A 20,432-nucleotide genomic window follows, 5' to 3' on the forward strand; every position below is an offset into this window, starting at 1 on the left:
CGTATGACAGATATCAACGCATTGCAGTTGCAGCCAGGAGACATGGTGGGTGGCTACACGCTCGACTCGCGTCTCGGATCTGGCGCCATGGGTTCCGTCTGGAAAGTGGTAGATGGCGGCGGCACTGCGTATGCGATGAAGATTCTGCGCGCGTCGCTTTCCGACTCCGAAGACGGCAACCGCGACAGCCCGGAATACCGCGCGCAGGTCGTGGCTCGCGAGCGCCTTCGCCGCGAAGCCGTGGCGATGCGCAAGATCAAGAATCCCGGCGTTGTGCAGATCGTCGATATGGAGATAGACGATTCGCTCGCGTTCCTTGTCACCGAACTGATCGAGGGTGAGAATCTGCGCGAGGATGTGCGGCACAACGGCAAATATGTGGGTGACGATCTCGAGCGGCTGTCGAGCAAACTGATCGACGCCGTGCACGCCGTGCATGAGGCGGGTATTGTGCACCGCGACATCAAACCGACGAATGTGATGATTTCCGTGACCGGCCCTGTGCTGGTGGATTTCGGCATCGCCATGGCTCCCGGCGAGAACCATGTGACGAGTACTGGTTTGGTTATGGGTACTCCTGGATTTATTGCTCCGGAGATTATTGAGGGCGCTGAATCTACTGCAGACAGCGACTGGTGGTCGCTCGCTTCGGTGCTGGCGTTCGCCGCAACCGGCGAGCCGGTGTTCGGCACGTCTCCGATGATGGCGGTGCTGCAACGCGAGGCGGCTGGGCATGCCAATTTGACCGGATTACCGCCACACACGATGGAGGCGTTCCGCGCTGCGTTGAACCCCGACCCGTCGCAGCGCTGCACTCCGCAGGAACTGCTGGAGGCCATTCGTTCCGATGCTTGGAACGGCGACGGCGAGGCGATGCTCCCTTTTGACGCCGGCGATCCCGGTCGCGTGCTGCGCAGCCGTGAACGGGTGGATAATCCTCGCACGTTGTGGCGTCGGCAATCGATGCCGACCGAAGCATTGCCGGTGCATGCCTCGCAAACCACGCAACCGATGCTGCTCGACGAGCCTGCGGCGACGCAAGCGATGCCCGCACAGCGGGCACAGTCGGCACAGCCAGCACAACAGTTCGCCTCGTTGAGCAAACCTCCTGCCCCGCCAGCGCAGACCACGCTTCTTCAGCAGCAGGAGCCGGCGACGCAGGCGATGCAAGCCATGCCAGCGCAAGAGACGGAAGCCACGCGTCCGTTGATGGCAGGAGATTCCGACGCGAACGCAGATTCCTCAGATGCACAGGCCACACGAGCCATGCCAGCCCCGACGCGGGTGTTGGCGACGCAGCCGGCAGCAGCTGAAGAGCCGACGCAGGCTTTGCCGACGAACACGTTCAAGCCGGTTGAGCCGGCTCCCGCGTATCAACCGCCGGAAGGCTATAACGGCGAGTTCGCCGACACTCAGCCGCCGAGCAACTACCAGCAATACGCGCAAACACCTGCCTTCGCGCCTCCGCAAGTCGCCTATCAGCAGGCCGCCCAGATGCACAGATCACGCGCGATCGTGCCGATTCTGCTCACCGCACTGCCGTTGATGATCCTGGCTGCCACATGCCCAATAGGTGCGGGCATCACGGCATCGGTGCTGATCTGGGTGCAGACGGCGCTCGGCATGAACCTCAATGCGCATATCACGCATGTGCTTAAACGTGGCGGGCAAGACGGCACTGGCTCCAAGGTCTTGCGAGCCGCGCAACTGCCTTGGCATCTGTTCGCCGCCATATTCATGTCGATATGGTCGCTGCTGCTGTTCTGGGTGACCTACCTCATTCTGCTCGCCGCCTCCACATACCTGATGGGGCTTCCAACCTTTGAGCAGGATCTGCCATTCCCAGCGCCATTCGGCAGAATTCCGCTGCTCTCGGATTCACCGGAATCGGTGAGTGGCTTGTGGCTGGCGGTGGCGTTGCTGCTCGCATGGCTCTTCGCGCAGTTCGGCCCATATTCGGCGAATATGCGCGCCGGAGCTGGCGTGATCGTCGGCCTGAGCCCGAAACAGAAGCTCGAATTGCAGCCGCAGGGCTCTTCGACGAATATCCGCCGTTTCGTCGTGCTTGGCATCTGGGTCATCGCACTCGTTGCCGCCGTGCTCAACCTTTCGATCACGCCGACCATCGACTGGTGGCCCATCACCGCATGGTCGCCCTTCTAACCTTCTAGCCCTTTACGACCTATATATATTGGTCGAAGGTGGGCAGATGCGCATGTAAGCTGAAAAACTCCTGTGAACACTAGCCAGATGGCAATGCGTTGTTTTAGACTTCTACCGACACGAAAGGAAGAGCATGGCCTCTAAATCACCGAAGAGCGAGAGCCGCGCCCAGCGCAAGGCCGAAGAAGCACGACGTCTCGCCGAACAGCAGGAACGCCTGCGCAAAGAACGCAAAACGCAAACGACGATCGGCATCATCGTCATCGTGGTGCTCGTTGCGCTTATCGCCATTGCCGGTGTTGCCGTGTGGCGCAGCACGCACCCGAGCACGAGCTCGCAGCAGCAGACCACCGAATCGACCAACGCCGCGAAAGCGACGCTCGCCGACGAGAACGTCAAGCCGTCGAAGGCCGATAACCTCGGAGGCATTCTCGTGTCGAAGAACGGCTACAACAAGCCGGTTGACGACGTGCCGACCGTGAGCATCTACATGGACTTCATGTGCCCGGGCTGCGGCAATCTCAACCGCACGCTCGACCAGGATCTCGTGAAGATGATGGATGCCGGCCAAATCAACATCGACCTGCACTTCATGAGCTTCATGGACCGCTATTCGTGGCTCGACGGAGATTCGACCAAAACGGACGCCTATTCGAGCCGTGCAGCAAATGCCGTGATCTACGTCGCCGAGCATGACGACAATCCGACGCATCTGCTCAATTTCGTGACGAATCTTTACAAAGAAGACTTCCAGCCCGAGGAAGGCTCCGGCTACAAGCACGTCTCCGACGACCAGATCAAGGCGCAGATGAAGGGCACCGGCATCAGCGAAGATGTGCAGAGCAAGGCGATGCAGCGCGACTACGACAAGTGGCTCGACGCTGTGAACACCTACACGCCGACCCGTCAGGAGCTGTGGAACCGTTCCGGCCAGCTCAAGGGTTCGATGAGCACGCCGACCGTCACGATCAACGGATATTTCTGGGATATGAATTCTTCGGAAGTAACGAGCAAGAAGAACGTTGCCGAAGCGTTCCTCGACGCGATCGGACTCGAGCAGAGCAAGGTCGGCAACTCCGAGATCCGCCCGTCGATCGGCGCGACCGGCAAGCCGCTCATCGGTTATTCCGATGACACCACGGACTCGTCTTCGCAGTCCAAGGAATAATAATCTCAACTTGGAACCGCGGAATATGCGCATGTCGCGCGTGGCACAAAAAGGCAAAAGAATATGCCAAACACGCGCGACATGCCATTGCCGCGAGCGAAAACTCACGCTATACTTTGTGACGGTAGCCGACAGATCAGCGAAAGCCATATGTGAAGGCACCGTGCAACATTGCCGGAGTTTGACTGGTGAACAATTCCGGGCATCTGCTATGCTCGAACAGTTGCAGAACAATTCCGCACGCGCCTCCTTAGCTCAGATGGCCAGAGCGGCCGCCTTGTAAGCGGCAGGTCGTCGGTTCGATCCCGACAGGAGGCTCCAGTGGTTGTGTCGAGACGATGCATCATTTACAATGAGTGATACATCACCAAACAGAATAATTTAAGACTTACCACGAGTAAGGTCCAGAAGTCTTCCCCCCAACCATGAGACTTCTGGAATGAGTGCAGACCCTCCCCTAGCGGTCGCACTCAGCGGGGGCGAGATAACCCCCTTCTCTCTCGCCCCCATATTCGTCAAATGGCTTCGATGCCCAGCATCGAAGCCATTTTCTTTCCCCGCGCCTATGCTCGCGGGGACTCTAGCAAGTACAATCGAACCAGCAGATAGTCAATATCAAGGGAAGCACAACCATGGCAAAACGTTGGACACCGCAGCGCATGGCGCGACTGCGCGCGATCCGCATTGGCGTGAGCATCGTCTGCGTCGTCGCGCTCGTGGCGGCGTGCTTCTTCACGTTGGTGCGTAAAACCGTCACGTTGAACTACAACGGTGAGAAAACCACGACGTCGACGTACGCCACCTCAGTCCCCGGGTTCCTACGCGAGAGCGGCGTCACCGTGAAAACGCACGATGTTGTGCAATCCACCACTGCCGGAAAACTTACCGATCACGACACGGTGACCGTGAAAACCGCGTATCAAACCACCGTCACGATCGACGGGCAGCAAGTGCCGTTCTGGACGGTCGCGGAAAGCGCGGATCAGCTCATCAATTTCTTCGAGCAGAACGAAGTGCAGGCGAATCGCATCACCGTAGACATCAAGAACGTCTATAACCAGCTCACCGGCGGCTTTGTTATTAACACGGACGGCCCGGTGACGGTGATCGCGGACGGCAAGTCTTCCGTCGCGCCGAATGGCAAACTGCCTGCGGCATCGATATTGGATTCCAAAGGCATCACGCTCGGCAAGAACGACCGCGTGAGCGTGAGCAAGGAAGACGGCAAGACTGTTCTGCGCGTACAGCGCGTGACTACGAAAGACGAGACGGTTATTGAAGACGTGCCGTTCGAGACGCTGACGGTGGTCGACGAGTCGCTCGCGCCGGGCGAGACGAAGGTGCAGCAGGAGGGCAAGAACGGGCAGAACAAGCTCACGTACTCAGTCACCTATGTCGACGGCAAAGAAGAGAGCCGCAAGTTGACGGCGACGACGCCGATTTCGACTCCGGTCAATCAGATTATTGCGATTGGCCCGGCGAAGGAAGAGTCGAAGAACACTGATTCCGGCAATAGTTCCGGAGATTCCAACAAATCAGATAGTTCAGATAGCTCGAGTAATTCCGATAAGTCAAGTAATTCGGAAGATTCAAACAGTTCGAAGGATTCTGAGGACTCGAATAGTTCGAGTAATGCAAATAATTCGAACGATTCCGACGACTCGAAGGACGACTCGCAGGCAACCGCGTCGCCTACGCAGAAGCCAACGCAAACGCCTACCCAGAAACCGACGCAAACGCCAACGCAAAAGCCGACTCAAACCCCTACGCAGGAGCCGACACAGCAGCCAACGCAGCAGCCGACGACGCCGAGCACGCCGTCGGATTGCAGGCTGTGCAAGCCGTCGCCGAGTGCCGCGCAAGCGTATGCGGCGGGCGCGGCCGCGCAGTATGGCTGGACCGGAGCGAACTGGACCGCGCTCGTGAAACTGTGGAACCGCGAATCGAGCTGGCTGTGGTATGCGGAGAATCCGTCGACGCACGCGTACGGCATTCCGCAGTCACTGCCCGGCAAAAAATGGCGGACTACGGCGCGAATTGGAAGGAAGACGCCGCCGTGCAGATCGACTGGGGACTCAACTACATCTCCGGTACGTATGGCTCGCCGCTGAAGGCGTGGGAGCATTCCGAGAAATACGGCTGGTACTAAATTCTTCGCATATTCCTCATATATTCGTATATTCTTTGTATACAAGTATGCGTGCGCTTGCTGGGTTATGCTGAGTTCTGCCGGGTTCATAGCGCACGTGTTGTGCATAGGGAGTTCAAACACAGATGACACAAGGGCATTTGCTGGGTGCCGCCGATATTCGGCGTATTGCCGCGCAGGAGGGCATCAGTCCGACGAAAAAGTTCGGGCAGAATTTTGTGATTGACCCGGGAACTGTGCGCAAAATCGTTCGCGAAGCACAGATCGGCGCGAATGATCACGTGATGGAAGTCGGCCCCGGACTTGGCTCGCTCACGCTGGCGATTCTGGAGACCGGCGCTACGCTGACGGCCGTGGAGATCGACCCTCCGCTTGCTGAGCGGCTCCCGCAAACGGTTGAGGAGTTCATGCCCGACGCCGCTGCACGCCTGCGCGTCGTCAATATGGACGCGTTGAAGGTGACGCCGAGCAATGTGCCGGATTTCAACGATGACGCTCGCTTCACGTTGGTGGCGAATCTGCCCTACAATGTGGCGACGCCTATTCTGCTCACACTGCTCGAACGGTTCAACAATCTCGATGCGTTCCTCGTGATGGTGCAGAAGGAGGTTGCGGAACGGTTGAGCGCTACCCCCGGCACGAAAGTGTATGGCACGCCGAGCGTGAAGCTCGCATGGTATGGCGAGGCACACAATGTCGGCAATATCGGGCGCAACGTGTTCTGGCCGGCACCGAACGTCGATTCCGCTCTGGTGCGCTTCGAGCGCTATGCGGCTGACGATCCGCGAAACCCGCAGAATCGCGGTGTGGAGCGCGAACGCGTGTTCGCCCTGATCGACGCCTCGTTCTCGCAGCGCCGCAAAACGCTGCATGCCGCACTCAAGAAAACCGTGCCGGCACAGGCATTCGAGAACGCCGGCATCGACCCCACTCGACGCGGGGAAACGTTGACGATAGACGAATTCGTGGCACTGGCGAAGGCGTGTAAGGAGCTTGAAGCATGACGACCTGCGTCAGCGTTGACTGCCCAGCGAAAACGAATCTGACACTGCATGTGGGCGAACGCCATGCCGAATGGGGTGGCCGTCACGCATTGGAGACGATCTACTGCGCCGTAGGCATTTACGACACGGTGACGGTTGAAGCCAAGCCATGCGGCACCGGCTTCTCCCTCGATCTTTCCGGCACACACTTGGGAGACTTGGCTGCATCGACCTCCGATATGCGGCGCAACCACGCTGTGCTGGCCATGTTCGCGATAGCAGAAGCGTGCGGGCATGAACCCGACGTGTCGATTCGCATCGACAAGCGCATTCCGGTGGCTGCCGGCTTGGGCGGTGGCTCAGCCGATGCCGCCGCCACGCTTCTGGCGCTGAACACGCTGTGGGAGCTCGATTGGCCGGTGGAGCGACTGCGGGAGATCGCGGCGACGCTTGGCGCCGATATGCCGTTCTGCGTGAGCGGCGGAGTGGCATTGGGCACGGGATTCGGCGAGCGCATAACCGATCTGAGCCCCGAAGACGAGCGTGTGCTCCCGTTGCTCGGAGGTTCGCCACGCACCACGATGCTGGTCGGCGCCTACCTCTCGCAACTGAGCACGCCGGAAGTGTATTCGACCTTCGATGTGCTTGGCGCAGGAGCTGGCAATCTCAACGAATTGCAGAACGCTGCGGTGTCGCTCCACCCGCGAAGCGGTGTGGCGATCGACGAAGCGCTCGCCGCCGGAGCTGACCGCGCGTTCGTCTCGGGCTCAGGCCCTACCGTGATCGCGATTGTGAACTCCGACGAGGCTCGTGAAGCGGTGGAACGCCGTTGGCTCGAGCGCGATGCCGTCGACCGCATCATCGCCGCCGAAGCGCCAGCCGTGCCCTGCGAGCGCATTCTCCGCTGAAGCCGGATCGGAGCTGAACACGGGTCATGGCATATGCGATACTGGAAGCATCGTCTACGTATGAGAAGGACTGACATGGCACAGAATGATGACGCCCGCGAAGCGCGCAAAGAATACGTGCACAGGCGCCAGACGATCGTCTTTGCGATCGTTGGCGTGGTTCTCGTTGTTGCACTGTTCGTCTCGTCGCTATTCCTTTTCCATGTGGGTGGCCTAGGCGAAGTGAAAACGACGGCTCAGGGCGCGAACTATGGCACTACAGCCCCTTGCGTCTCTCCTGCTGCCGATGGCAGCAAGCCGAAGTATCTCGACAACAAGTCGGTTACGACCCGTGTGCTCAACGGCACGAAGTTCTCGGGCTTCGCGAATGCGGTCGGCCAGGCTCTGACCAACCGTGAGTTCGTGGTGCAGGGCGTCGATAACTACAACAATTCGAAGGTGGAGCGCACCACGATCGTGTTCGGCAAGAACGCGATTCCGCAGGCCTACACGCTTGCCGCAAACTTCCCCGATGCGAAGCTGCAGATGGACGATCGTCAAGACAAGCTCGTCGATGTGATTCTCGGTGCGACCTTCCAGAACCTGACGGCTGAAGACAAGCTGCCGAAGACGGGTTCCGAGATTCCGAACATTGAAGGCTGCAAGCCAGTCAGCGAAATGAAGGATCTCCCGAAGGCTCCAGAGCACACCGCCGTCGGCTAACCTTCTTCCCCTCCCCTGAGGTGCCCTATGAGAAAAGCGCTGAATGCCCTATGGATATTCCTGGCGACGCTTTTCTGCTGCATGATCGTGATCGGGAAGATCACTCATACCTATCGGTATATGTGGATAGCAGTCCTAGTCGCCATCGCATTCACCATCCCCTCCCTCTTCACTGACAACGACCCCCAGTAGTCAGTCCATCAGACCGTTTCTATCGTTCAACGTCTGTGAGTTGGGTGGTCTGGCGTGAACTCGCTTCGTCAGGGGTGACGCGAGCTGCACGCGCGCACATTCCTCAGCAAGCTCACGCCAGACCACCCGACCCACGGTAAGTCATAACGCATATCGGGCTATTCGCCACAACGCCGTAGCAATAATCCATTCCATCGTTGAAACGTATGGGCTGTTGGGGAGTGCGGCGGAACCAATCTTCGTCAGGGGTGTCGCGAGCTTCGCGCGCGCACATTCCTCAGCTTGCTTCCGCCGCACTCCCCAACAGCCCGCCTAAGCCGATCGAGGTATTTCCGCTTGAAGCCAGTACCAAAGCGGCTCATTCACGTCCAAGTCAGCGATTTTCCGCATAAAACCATAAGCGCACAATGACGTGTGGGGCAGGAGGGGCGGCATAGTTTCGCTGAGGAATGTGCGCGCGCGAAGCTCGCGACACCCCTGACGAAGCGAGACTATGCCGCGCCTCCCGCCCCACACCAACGCAATCACGAACTAACAGAGGTAATCACGCAATTGGGCATAGAAGCTAGGCGCAGCAGGGCTAAAGGCGGTCGAGATCAGGCTTCAGGCTGCGATTCGTACCAGCGGTGCAACTCGGCTACAGCCACATCATGGTCGACCGGCCCATTATCGAGGCGGTAATCGAGCATATGGCGGTAGGCCTTGCCGACCATTGGGCCCGGCTTCAATCCAAGCTCCTGCATGATCTCATCGCCATTGAGGTCAGGGCGAATCGCATCGATGTCTTCCTGCTGTTTGAGCTGGCGCACACGCTCTTCCATCTCGTCCATCGCATGTTCGAACACGAGGGCCTTGCGACGGTTCTGCGTGGTGGCATCGGCCCGTGTCAGGCGGTTCAGGCGTTCATACAGCGGCCCTGCTTCCTTGACGTAGCGGCGAACGGCGGCATCGGTCCAACGCTCATCCACATAGCCATGGAAGCGCAGATGCATGTCGACCAGATCGCTCACATCGTCAACCACATGGTGGTCGAAGCGCAATGCCTTCAAACGCTTGCGGGTCAGTTTGGCGCCCACGGCGTCGTGGCGGTGGAAACTCACTTTGCCGCCAGGTTCGAAGCGACGGGTCTTCGGCTTGCCGATGTCGTGCATCAAAGCCGCAAGGCGCAGCACCAGGTCGGGTGCAGGCACAGGACCATCGGGCCCCGTTTCGAGTGCCACAGCGCGGTCGACCACGATCATCGTGTGGTCGAACACGTCTTTGTGGCGGTGATGCTCGTCGATCTCCAAACGCAGTGCCGGAATCTCCGGCAGCACGATGTCGGCCAAGCCGGAATCCACCAGCGCTTCGATGCCGTCACGTGGACGGTCGGAGAGCAGCATCTTCGTCAATTCGTCGCGCACACGTTCCGCGGAAACGATGTCGATGCGATCCACCATCTTCGTGATCGCCTCCGCCGTTTCCGGTTCGATGCTGAAGCCGAGTTGCGCGACGAAGCGCACCGCACGCATCATGCGCAGCGGGTCATCATCGAACGACTGGTATGGATCCACCGGTGTGCGCAGAATCTTGCGGTTGAGGTCGTTCGCCCCTCCGAACGGGTCGACGAATCGCAGGTCGGGCACCGTCAGCGCCATCGCATTCACCGTGAAATCGCGGCGTGACAGGTCGCCTTCGAGCGAATCGCCGTAGCTCACTTCCGGTTTGCGTGAATCCGGGTCGTATTCGTCGCTGCGGTATGCGGTCACCTCAACCTTGACTTCAGTGCCGTCAGGGCGACGACGCATCGCGCCGAGCGTGCCGAATTTACGCCCCATGTCCCAGAACCCATCGTGCCCGAAGCGCCTGAGAATCGGCTCGAATTGCTCAGGGCGTGCCGATGTGCAGAAATCGAGGTCGTGCGACGGCCTGTGCAGCAGCAAATCGCGCACGGGCCCTCCAACCAATGCCAGCTCGTAACCCTCGTCTGCAAACATCTGCCCAAGTTCAATCGCTTCGGGCCAAACTTCGAAATTCACGCCACCCCTTTCAAGCACGCTTCAGGCACACTCCAAGCACGCTTGAGGCATGCATCATTCCGCCATCAAGCATACCGACACCCATATGCAGTTTTATTGAGTATGGTTGAAACCATGATTACTCCCGCAGACGTTGCTCGCATGCATGCCAACGCTGCGGATCACCATGCCCACGACGACCACGACCCGTTGGAGCCTGACGAGCTGCTCTATACATCACAGACCGTGGTGTCTAGCTCCGACTCCGGCAGCGTCAACCCCGCCGATATCGCCCATCTCATCGGTGCCAAGCGCCTCAAGCAAATGAAGCGTCTGCCTCTCGACCCCAGCAAGCCGACGCCGGCGATGATGCCTCAGCGCCGCAGCAGTGACCGTCGCAGTTCCTTCGCCTCGCTCGACGCGCAGGAACTCCCTGTGGTGCGCGAGTATTCGGCTGGCGGACTGGTGTTCGACGAGCATGGTCGTGTGGCCATCATCGCCCGCCATTCACGCAGCGGCCACTTGGAATGGTGCCTGCCGAAAGGCCACATCGAAAAAGGCGAAACTCCCCAGCAGACCGCCGTGCGCGAGATTCACGAGGAAACCGGCATCATCGGCGAGGTTGTAGATTCGATAGCCACGATAGACTATTGGTTTACTGGAACGAGTCAACGTGTCCACAAGCTAGTGCATCATTTCGCATTACGTCAGGTTGGAGGCGAGCTGACCGTCGAGGGAGATCCCGACCACGAGGCGGAAGATGCCATTTGGGTCGATTTCGCCGATCTCGACGATGTGCTCAGCTACCCGAACGAGCGGAAGATCGCTTGGCTGTATGCACGGAAACTGAATAGGCAGGCTTAACGTGAATCAACATCGCACCGATCAGCGCCTTTGGGCACGCTTCCGGTGCAGATGGATCTTCTTGCTTCCGCTGCTGTTCGCGATGCTGTGCTTGGGATCCATATGCGCACCCGTCGCGCACGCCGAAGAGAACGCCGGCGACAGCACAAGCGAGCAAAGCTCCGGCGTGAGCATCGCAATCGATTCAATGACGCCGGTCATCACCAACGATTCCGGCCTTGCGATGACGCTCACCGTCACGAATAACACCGATTCAGCGGTCGATCAGGGGTCGATCGACGCTCTCACCAATTTCTCATATACGTTCGTCTCGCGCAGCGACGTGCAGGATTGGGCGGATGGCAGCGCGCGCATTCCTCTACCCGATCTGCTGGTCACGCTGCATGTGCCGCGCATCGAGCGCGCGCCTCCGTCACCGTGAGCTCCACTCTGCCGGCCAGCGAAGAGATTCTCAAGCAACTCAACAGCTGGGGTCCTCGCCCGCTCGCGCTCAGCTACGCCGCCGATGATGGCTCGCAATCCGCGCAACTCAACAGTTTTATTACGCGTTCGCAAGACGGTCTGCAAGGCGAGCGCACGCCGCAGCTGCATATGACGATGATGATGCCGCTTACCGCGAGCGCCTGGTCGATCAACAACGACACGTTGAAGGCGATGCGCGCGCAGAATTCCGCGGAAACAAAGGCGTCGTCGATCGCGAAGCTCAGTGACACCACGGTGAGCGCGCTGCGCGACAAAGACAAGCTCGCCAAACAGTTCTCTCAATTGCAGACCGTGGCGGATCCGCAGATTCTTTCGGCATTGCAAACGCCGCACGTGAGCGCGTTGATGCAACCCGCGGATTTCGATATCAACATGTATAGCTACGTCAATAACGACGGTACATACACCAAGGCGGGCGTGCAGAAAACCAGTTGGGCCGCCAGCACCGCGACGCAGACGTTGCGCGATGTGCTCAAAGACGAGAAGGCGAGCCGCCCGACGTATGCGCTGCAAGGCTCGGGCCCGTGGAATGTGCAGGCTTTGAACACTGCCCGCGCGCAGGGATACGACACGGTTATCGCGACGCATGATTTCGACAATCAAGATGACGACACCGCGCACACCTGCATCTACTCTGTGCCTACTGACAGCGGAGATGTGACCGTGATGTCGGCGCACACGCTGCTGTCGAAGCTCGTGCAGGGCACGAGCACGTCGAGCAATGCGCAGGCAGAGACGAACACGGCGGGCAGATTGCAGCGTTTCATCGCGCAGACCGCGTTCTACCAGATGGAACAGCCGTATGAAGACCGCGCGCTGCTCGTCAACTTCGGCACGAGCACCTCAGCCAGCGATATCTACACATATATGGAGGCGCTGGGGCAGGCGAGCTGGCTCGATCTCACTGATTTGCAGACGTTACGCAGTCATCAGGCATACGTAAGCGGTGACGAGGCGACGCAGGTGGCGAATGAGGCGGGCAATAATTTCGATGTGTCGCAATACAACACGATCGCGTTGAGCTCGACGCTCTCTACACTCACCAGTTCGCGGCAGAGTATCGAACGGTTCAATTCAGCCGTGCTGCTCGCCGGAACGACGAGTTCGCAGAGCACGGATTCGAAGGATTCGCTTGGCGCGACACAGTGGAGCGAACGGTGGCTGCAAGCGCACGACGATCTCGCACTGCTCGCGTTGAACGCGAACTCCCCGCCCGGCACAGACATCGCGGCAGATACCACGAGTATGGCGGATTATCTGCGCGCAGGAGTTTCGCTGACCACGCCGGCGAACGTGAACGTGGTGTCGGAAAGCGCGTCGCTGCCGGTCACCGTCACGAATAACCTGCCGTATGCCATCAAACTGCGCATCTCCTCGCGCACCGACTCTATGGAGATCGTCACCTCACGCTTCGTCGACGTTGACGTGCCAGCCAATTCCGAGACGCAGGCCACGCTGAAGATCCGCGTATCGACGTCGGGTACGACCACCGCGAACCAGATGCTCGTGAACAACGAAGGCGTGCCATTGAGCGGCACGCACACCACCACCATCACGTCACAACTGCAAATAAGCGATAAAAGCGGTCTGATATTCATCGCAATCGCTGTGCTCCTCGGCATCGTTGGCCTCTGGAGGCAATTCAACCGTAAGAAGGATCCCGACGAATGAGCTCTTCCATCGGACGCAATTCGCTGATCATGGCCTCGGGAACGGCTGCGAGCCGCATAACCGGCCAGTTGCGCACCATTCTGCTCGCCGCAGCGATCGGAACAACCGGCTTGGCGGCCAACGCGTATCAGGCGGGTTCGATGATCCCGCAGGTCATCTTCACACTGGTGTCTGGCGGCATATTCAACGCCGTGCTCGTTCCGCACATCACACGCACGCTCAACAGCAAGAACGCTCAGGAGACGCTCGATAAAATCGTCACGTTCGCGATCATGCTGCTGTTGGGCGCCACGTTGGTCATCGCGGCGCTCGCACCGGTGCTGATACGCATCTACGTGAGTGGCAGCCCTGACCTCGTGAGCCTTTCGATGGCGTTCATGCTCTGGTGCACACCGCAGATCTTCTTCTACGGCCTGCACATGCTGCTCGGGCAGATTCTCGCCGTCAAGAACCATTTCGGCGCCTATGCATGGAGTTCGGTGGGCGCGAACGTCATCAGCTGCCTCGGTTTCGGCATCTTCATCGTGCTGTTCGGCAATGCGGCTCACCAGCCCGCCGACTTCTGGACGCCAATGAAACTGGCGTTGACGGCTGGCACATGGACGCTGGGCGTCGCCTTCCAAGGCCTCATTCTGCTGGTGCCACTCAAAAACTCGGATTCCGCTTCCACCTGCGCTTCGGCGTGCGTGGCATCGGCCTGCGCTCGATGGGCCCTGTGGCTGCGTGGAGCTTGGGCATCGTCGGCGTCGATCAGCTCGTCAACGTCATCTCCACACGTGTGCTCACGAGCGCCCCTTCGGTCGCCGAGCGCACAATGCACATCAGCCAGTTCAACGTGGCTGGCAACGCCACTTATCAGAACGCCTACACGCTCTACATTCTGCCGTATTCGCTCATCGCAACATCGGTGGCGACGGCGCTGTTCCCGCAGATCGCGCAGGCGATCGCCACGAAGAATCTCGACAAGGCGCGTGACGATCTTTCTGGCGCATTGCGCACGGTCGGCGTCATCATGTGCTTCTTCACGGCAGCGTTCATCGTCATGCCGCTTGCCATAACCCGCTCGCTGCTGCCCACCGTCGGCGTCACGCAGGCGTTGCTGATCTGCGGGCCGCTCGTCGGCATGAGCATCTGCCTGCCGCTCGCGAGCGCGTACCTGCTCATTCAACGCACGTTCTACGCGTTCGAAGACGGCCGTTCGCCATTCCTGTTCATGGCGTTGCTGAGCGCCATCCAGCTGGTGCTGTTCCTCGTTGGCACGCGCGTGGTCGACCCGACGAAGTGGGCGACGATGATCGGCGTCTGCCTGTCGCTGGCGTATGTGATTTCGTTCATGCCACTCGTGTTGATGCTGCGCAAACGCTTCGAGAACCGTCTCGACGGAAAGCGCATCGCCGTCACCTACGGCAAGGCGATACTCGCCGCGGTGATCGCCACGGTGATCGGTTTGGCGATCCGTGAGCCGATCTATTCCATCGCGCACGTCATGGAACCGCGCTTGGGTGTGGGCGGCTGGATTCTCACCGTTCTCGCGACGGCGGTATTCGCGGTAATCCTCGGCGTCATCTATGTGGCGGTGCTGTGGGTGACGCGTTGCGAAGAACTGCTGTCGATGATCTCTTCGCTTCAAGCGCGCTTCGGGCGCGCGAAGAAGGCGCCGCAGCCTGCGGAACAAGCGGCAGCGCAGCCAGCGGAGACGGCGGAGCAGCGAGCGCAGAGCGAGCCAGCCGCCGAACCTATGCCACCGAGTTTCCCTCCGCAATCTTCCACAGATCTTCCGGCAGAACCGTATGGTCAGATCGAGCAGCTGGGCACGGTCGAGCCAATCGAACTTGCGGAGAACCCCGTTATGCTGACCAATAATCAGTCTCAGGGATTATCTCGCCCGACCAGTGGCAACAGTAGAATGAATGCCAGTATTGCAGCAGACAGCAGTCGTACAGATGGGGAACAGATGAGGCCGCATTTAGGAGATACCGTTCTCAACAGATACACGTTGGTATCACCGCTTCGTGAAGAGCCTGGGTTGCAGGCATGGAAGGCCAATGATCGCGTGCTTTCGCGCGACTGCCAGTTGTTTATTGTCAACAATAAGTCGGTGCTCGAAAGCACGAACGCGATCGCCGGCACGCTCGCCGCGTCGAAGAATCCGCGGTTCACACCGGTGCTGAGGTTGCTGCACGACGAGCAGGTCGCCGTCGTGCTCACACAGCTCGACGCAGGTGTGTCACTAACCGAATATTTGCAGCGCCCGGATAGCTCGCCGCTGAGTTACGAGGCGATGCGCACGATCATCGGCGAAGCTGCCGAAGCGATTTCGTCTCTGCAACGCGAGCATTTGACACACCGCGCGGTGTCTACCGACACTGTGCGCATCACTGTGCGCGGTGTGCAGCTTGCGGACGCGCCCATCAGCGCAGCGCTTTCCGACACGTCGGGTGCGTCGCCTGCCGACAACGAGGAGCGTCTCGCCGTCCGCCAGCTCGCGGGCGTGCTCTATGGCATGCTGACGCGCCGCCCGTCGACGTTCCCGCCGAAGTTTGATCTGAACGATCTGCCGGCGGATGTGCCGATGGAACTGTTCGTGATTTGCAAGCGCGGACTTGAATTGCAGGATGGCACGTCAACGACTATTCCGCTGCTCACGCTCAACGAGTTGAATATGCTGCTCGGCACATACAAACCGATGCATATGCTGACGAGGCACGATGTGCGCATTCCGAACGCCGAGGGCGCATGCTCGGTGGTGTATGCTCCGGTGCGGCCGATTCTGCCGAGCGATCTCATCGAGCTACCGGGTTCGCTTATTTCGTCGCAGACATTGCCGTCGCTGTCATTCGCACCTGCTGGTGCGGCGCGGCTCGCTGCTGCCACAGCTGAAGATGAAGACGCTGAGGATGATGAGGCACCGGGTGAGAAAACCGCTCCTATGGCTGCCGGATCGTTCAAGGCGTTGTGGAACAAGAGCAAGGCCTACATGGAGGGCGGAGAAGACGCCACCGGCTCTGTGCCTGAGATTTCGCCAGCTGACGCCACCGAGATGTTCTCGGCATTCGACCCGAACGCCCCGCAGCCTATGCAGCCGAGCCGTTTGACCACTCCTGTTGACGTTTCGGCGGTGCGCAACGGTTCTGTAGATGTCACATCGTCACCGACCACAGGTTCTACCACCGGTCGCATTTCGATCGTCGATGACGAAGGCAATGAGGTTCCTGACGGCACGCAGTCGCAGCGTGCGCTGGAAGAGGAGAAGCGCGCCATCGACGCTTCGTATGCCGCTGGTACTCCGGCGTTGCCGCCGAGCTTCGCCCCGCAGAGCAATCCGGAGGCATCGGGCACCTCGTCGCTGCTCACGGCCACTCCTGAGAAGAAGCGCAACAAGGGTGTGACCGTGCTGATCATCGTCGTAGTGATCGCCGTTGCCACCGCTTTGGGCTTTGCCGTGCATTCGTTGGCCACGAGCGGTTCGCTGTTCGGCCTTGGCAAGCGTGATTCGAATTACTGGCCGAGCATGAGCGAAATCGACAAGGTGCCGTTCGGCGATCGTTCCGGCTCCGATGTCACGTCGTCGCCATCGACCAGCAGCACTCCGACGCCAACTCAGACCGAGACGAAGAAGCCTGAGAACACCACGGCGTACCCGATCTCGCAGCAGCGCTTCCTCGACCGCCCGAACGGTCAGCAGGGCTATGGCTACTACATTCAGCTCGACAAGAAGGAAAGCGTGTCGAAGATCGTCATCAAGATCCAGTCTTCGGGCGGCAAGGGCTACATTCGCGTCAACACGACCGGCGACCCGACCGCGGGCGAGCAGGTGGCTGAGTTCACCTTCGCAGAGGGAGGCACAACCGAGGTCAAGCTCGATAAGGCCGTTGACACGCAAGACATCGTGATGTGGGTGCCGATCGACTCACTGCCGGGCAATCAGCTCTACATCAACTCGATGCAGGCCTTCTAGCGCCCTCTTTGAGCCGTATCATTACAGCCGTTTCTAGCAGTTCATGCATATGAGTCGTTAGAAACGGCTTTTTGATGCATTTGCGCACACGCTGCTGGCACGCCGGTAGGGTAATGCGGAAATAATCGGGGCTTGCGTCCTATTGTGAATGGCATGAGCGAACAGAACGAACAAGTGCGTAACGTCATCATCATCGGTTCAGGTCCGGCGGGCTACACCGCAGCCATCTACCTGGCACGAGCGGGGCTGAAGCCGCTCGTCATTGCAGGAGCTCTCACGCCTGGCGGCCAGCTGATCAACACGACGGAGGTCGAGAACTACCCTGGCTTCCCTGATGGTGTGATGGGGCCGGAGCTGATGGAGTCGATGCAGCGTCAGGCCGAACGTTTTGGCGCTGAGATCGTGTTCGACGACGTTGATGAGGCACAGTTGCAGAGTGATGTAAAAACGGTGCGTTGCAATGGCGGTCAAACGTTCCAGGCGCGTGCTGTGATCGTGTCGACCGGTTCGAACTACCGTCATCTCGATGTGCCGGGCGAAACGGAGTATTCGGGTAAGGGCGTCTCGTTCTGCGCCACGTGCGATGGCTTCTTCTTCCGCAACAAGCCGATCGTCGTCATTGGTGGTGGCGATTCGGCGATGGAGGAGGCGAACTTCCTGAGCCGTTTCGGATCGTCGGTCACGCTCATTCACCGTCGCGGCGAGTTCCGTGCCTCGCAGATCATGGTGGAGCGTACGCGGAACAATCCGAAGATCAACGTGCTGACGAACACCGTGGTCGAGCGCATCAATGGCGACGGCAAGGGCGTCACCTCGCTTGATCTGCTCAATGTGGCGACGAACGAGCATACGCAGTTGGAGGCCAACGGCGTATTCGTGGCGATCGGCCACATTCCGCAAACCCAATTGGTAGCCGGCCAAGTCGACCTAGATGCCAATGGCTACATCAAGGTCGAGGGCGCTTCCACCCGTACCAACGTGCCAGGCGTGTTTGCAGCAGGAGACTGTGCCGACCCCATCTATCAGCAGGCCATCAGTGCAGCGGGAACTGGCTGCCGTGCAGCCCTAGACGCCCAGCACTATCTAGCCGCCTAACTTCCCTCCCCTTCCTCTAAGGAGACGGAAGAGACCCTGTACACCCTCTATGAGCTGCTGGAAGCACTCAGAGATGGGAGTCAACTTGGCTTCTAAGCCTTAAAGTACGTCTTTTTCACGACCTGCCAAAGGTCGCGAAAACAGCCAAGAACGGTTCGGGGAGGGGTGGGGAAACATCGCTGAGGAATGTGTTCGCACGAGCCACGCGAAGCGCGGCGAGCCCGAACACCCCTGACGAAGCGATGTTTCCCCACCCTCCCCGAACCCAAACCTTGCGGGACGAGTACCCAAAACCTGCAAGGTCGATACGAAGACCCTCAATTCGCAATTAAGCCACTTTATGATCGATCTGTGCTTCACGATCGCGCCGACAGTCATCTCTGCTGTCGCCGGACGCAGCAAGCATCGTCTGACGACTCCGGCGCATCCGAAAGGACGCTCTGCTAAACAAAGAGTGCGGCGTCGCGCACGGTGTGAGAAATCGTTGTGATCTCGTTCAACTGGTAGGCGCGGCGAGTTTCCTGCGCATGTACTCGCTGCGGCTAATATGGTAGCGCTTGGCCTCGTCGGTCAGCTCGTCGAGCGTTGATTGCGGAACCCGTATGCTCACGCTGACCATCCGCTCGTCCGGCCGTTCCAGATGCAGCCCGTAGTGGACTCGTCCGGTCAGATCATCGGGTACGGTCTCCGACTCGGCCATCCGCTCGTCGGCCAGCACCTGCTCCTCGCTCATGCCGATCAGCTTGAGCAGCTCCTTGTCACGTTCGCTGAAACCGTCACTCATCGTTGCCTCCTCAACTGGTCGAGCTCACGCCTGAACTTCTTGGTCGGCGGGGTGAACGCGTGGTAGACCACCAGAACGTCGCCAGCGACCCTGTACAGCAGCTCGACGTTCCTGCCGCGCCCGTCGAGCCCTATCGCCATCCATGCGCCGGACTCTCGCTGCGCGTCCACCATGACGCTGCGCACTGCGATCACCACGTCCTCCTCGGATAACTCCGGATGCCTGAACGTCACCCTGTCAAGAACCTGAATCTTCACACGCACCACCCGCGAACCACAAGCGTATTACATGCGTAATCATACCCGCACCACCCGCGAATCACAAGCAAGCTGCATAGAGCAGGGGGCGTCCGGCAAGATCGTTTTGATATCTTGTTGGACGCCCCACTCACTGAAAACATCAAGCAGCATGAACCGCTAAAAACGAAACCCGCTTTTACGGTTCTCTGCGCCCCGCCGAACGGTAGGCCGCCCACATGCACCAGACCGCGTAGTACAACGACAGCAACATACGGGATAAATCGCAGTTGTACAGCAGCACGATGCCCAACGGGACCAACAGCGCCGCTAGGGTCATCGCCAACGATCCACGATCAAACCGCCAGCACCGGTACACCAACACCGTCAGAAACATCAACCAGCCCGCGAGATACACGAATGCATACACCGTGAATGCGCCGGGGTGAGAGCCCATCTCATTAACCAGGCATAAAGCGAGGGCGCAACAGCCGATCAGGGCAGGGATTGGGCTCTGATCGTCTTGACTCAAACTGGGTATCGGAGCTGTCGATCTGGTCATATATTGCTCACCTGATTTCTGATCTCAGAGGAAGCCAGCCCCACTGCACTGTCAGGCACACTCCCTTGCGTTGAACGACAACCCCACTCATTTTCGTTGCCAAACTATGACTTGGGCACACCTGTAGGTGCGCTTGCTTCGCCTGACCGTTGTTTCGTTCCCTCCAGTATCCTGCTTATGGAGTCAGGCCAGCAGAACACGATTGGCGCTACCAGCAGCCATGCGATCAACGCATCGCCTCCACGCAGGTAGTACACAATCGATATCACCGGCATGGCGATTGACAGGATTGCTGTGAGCCAGCCCCAAAAATGTGATTGGAACCATTTCGGACGTTTTAGCTGAAGCATTGGCTCTTCACCGCGCCGACGCCGGACAGCATCATGGCCGCAAGCGTTGCGGCAATCCCCTTGATCACATTTCTTTTTCCATTTCATAGCCCTTCTCATATGAATGCGCTTATCCTGCGCGGATGGAGCCCCATTGTCTCCTAGTCAAAAAGACTACGAGACCGTAA

Annotated in this window: 13 protein-coding genes, 1 tRNA gene and 2 pseudogenes; 12 read left to right on the forward strand and 4 right to left on the reverse strand. The window is 59.2% G+C overall.

The window, feature by feature from the left end; translation table 11 throughout:
* Window positions 1-3 precede the first annotated feature (3 nt).
* The 7 genes and pseudogenes from GSD1FS_RS02535 to GSD1FS_RS02565 all read left to right on the forward strand — a co-directional run bounded on the left by GSD1FS_RS02535 (window position 4) and on the right by GSD1FS_RS02565 (window position 8,073).
* Window positions 4-2,163: a serine/threonine-protein kinase gene (locus GSD1FS_RS02535; protein ID WP_155588249.1), complete on the forward strand. Its 2,160-nt coding sequence runs from the start codon at window positions 4-6 to the stop codon at window positions 2,161-2,163.
* A 133-nt stretch (window positions 2,164-2,296) separates the two neighbouring features.
* On the forward strand, window positions 2,297-3,331 hold the full coding sequence (locus GSD1FS_RS02540) for a DsbA family protein (RefSeq protein WP_155588250.1): 1,035 nt from the start codon (window positions 2,297-2,299) through the stop codon (window positions 3,329-3,331).
* Window positions 3,332-3,575: 244 nt separating this feature from the next.
* Window positions 3,576-3,652 (forward strand) — tRNA-Thr (locus tag GSD1FS_RS02545).
* A gap of 311 nt (window positions 3,653-3,963) precedes the next feature.
* A pseudogene (locus GSD1FS_RS02550) lies at window positions 3,964-5,480 on the forward strand (resuscitation-promoting factor).
* Window positions 5,481-5,605: 125 nt separating this feature from the next.
* Window positions 5,606-6,484, forward strand: coding sequence for a 16S rRNA (adenine(1518)-N(6)/adenine(1519)-N(6))-dimethyltransferase RsmA (gene rsmA, locus GSD1FS_RS02555; RefSeq protein ID WP_155588251.1), 879 nt, complete (start codon window positions 5,606-5,608; stop codon window positions 6,482-6,484).
* Window positions 6,481-7,371: a 4-(cytidine 5'-diphospho)-2-C-methyl-D-erythritol kinase gene (locus GSD1FS_RS02560; protein WP_155588252.1), complete on the forward strand. Its 891-nt coding sequence runs from the start codon at window positions 6,481-6,483 to the stop codon at window positions 7,369-7,371. The genes rsmA and GSD1FS_RS02560 overlap by 4 nt, the downstream gene beginning before the upstream one ends.
* A 75-nt stretch (window positions 7,372-7,446) precedes the next feature.
* On the forward strand, window positions 7,447-8,073 hold the full coding sequence (locus tag GSD1FS_RS02565; protein WP_155588253.1) for a LytR C-terminal domain-containing protein: 627 nt from the start codon (window positions 7,447-7,449) through the stop codon (window positions 8,071-8,073).
* A gap of 788 nt (window positions 8,074-8,861) precedes the next feature.
* Here the strand turns inward: GSD1FS_RS02565 and GSD1FS_RS02570 are convergent.
* Window positions 8,862-10,283 carry a CCA tRNA nucleotidyltransferase gene (locus GSD1FS_RS02570; RefSeq protein WP_343030172.1) on the reverse strand — a complete coding sequence of 474 codons (1,422 nt, stop codon included), beginning with the start codon at window positions 10,281-10,283 and terminating at the stop codon, window positions 8,862-8,864.
* Between the two features lie 114 nt (window positions 10,284-10,397).
* Between GSD1FS_RS02570 and GSD1FS_RS02575 the strand changes: the two genes are divergently transcribed.
* The 5 genes and pseudogenes from GSD1FS_RS02575 to trxB all read left to right on the forward strand — a co-directional run bounded on the left by GSD1FS_RS02575 (window position 10,398) and on the right by trxB (window position 18,333).
* Window positions 10,398-11,126, forward strand: a complete 729-nt coding sequence (locus tag GSD1FS_RS02575; RefSeq protein ID WP_155588254.1) for an NUDIX hydrolase — start codon at window positions 10,398-10,400, stop codon at window positions 11,124-11,126.
* A 61-nt stretch (window positions 11,127-11,187) separates the two neighbouring features.
* Window positions 11,188-11,547 carry a DUF6049 family protein gene (locus GSD1FS_RS10115; RefSeq protein ID WP_281349823.1) on the forward strand — a complete coding sequence of 120 codons (360 nt, stop codon included), beginning with the start codon at window positions 11,188-11,190 and terminating at the stop codon, window positions 11,545-11,547.
* Window positions 11,457-13,280: a DUF6049 family protein gene (locus GSD1FS_RS02580; protein ID WP_281349824.1), complete on the forward strand. Its 1,824-nt coding sequence runs from the start codon at window positions 11,457-11,459 to the stop codon at window positions 13,278-13,280. The genes GSD1FS_RS10115 and GSD1FS_RS02580 overlap by 91 nt, the downstream gene beginning before the upstream one ends.
* Window positions 13,277-17,238: pseudogene (locus GSD1FS_RS02585) on the forward strand (lipid II flippase MurJ). Before GSD1FS_RS02580 ends, GSD1FS_RS02585 begins: the two are co-directional and overlap by 4 nt.
* 153 nt (window positions 17,239-17,391) lie before the next feature.
* Window positions 17,392-18,333, forward strand: coding sequence for a thioredoxin-disulfide reductase (trxB, locus tag GSD1FS_RS02590; RefSeq protein WP_155588255.1), 942 nt, complete (start codon window positions 17,392-17,394; stop codon window positions 18,331-18,333).
* A 496-nt stretch (window positions 18,334-18,829) separates the two neighbouring features.
* Here the strand turns inward: trxB and GSD1FS_RS02595 are convergent, their stop codons facing one another.
* The 3 genes from GSD1FS_RS02595 to GSD1FS_RS02605 all read right to left on the reverse strand — a co-directional run bounded on the left by GSD1FS_RS02595 (window position 18,830) and on the right by GSD1FS_RS02605 (window position 19,885).
* A complete protein-coding gene (locus GSD1FS_RS02595; RefSeq protein ID WP_155588256.1) occupies window positions 18,830-19,117 on the reverse strand; it encodes a ribbon-helix-helix protein, CopG family in 288 nt (95 codons plus the stop codon).
* Entirely contained in the window at window positions 19,114-19,374 is a 261-nt protein-coding gene (locus GSD1FS_RS02600) for a hypothetical protein (protein WP_196425003.1), read from the reverse strand. The genes GSD1FS_RS02595 and GSD1FS_RS02600 overlap by 4 nt, the downstream gene beginning before the upstream one ends.
* Before the next feature lie 178 nt (window positions 19,375-19,552).
* Window positions 19,553-19,885 carry a hypothetical protein gene (locus GSD1FS_RS02605; RefSeq protein WP_155588257.1) on the reverse strand — a complete coding sequence of 111 codons (333 nt, stop codon included), beginning with the start codon at window positions 19,883-19,885 and terminating at the stop codon, window positions 19,553-19,555.
* Window positions 19,886-20,432 lie beyond the last annotated feature (547 nt).

Source organism: Bifidobacterium canis, assembly GCF_009727065.1.
GTDB lineage: Bacteria > Actinomycetota > Actinomycetes > Actinomycetales > Bifidobacteriaceae > Bifidobacterium > Bifidobacterium canis.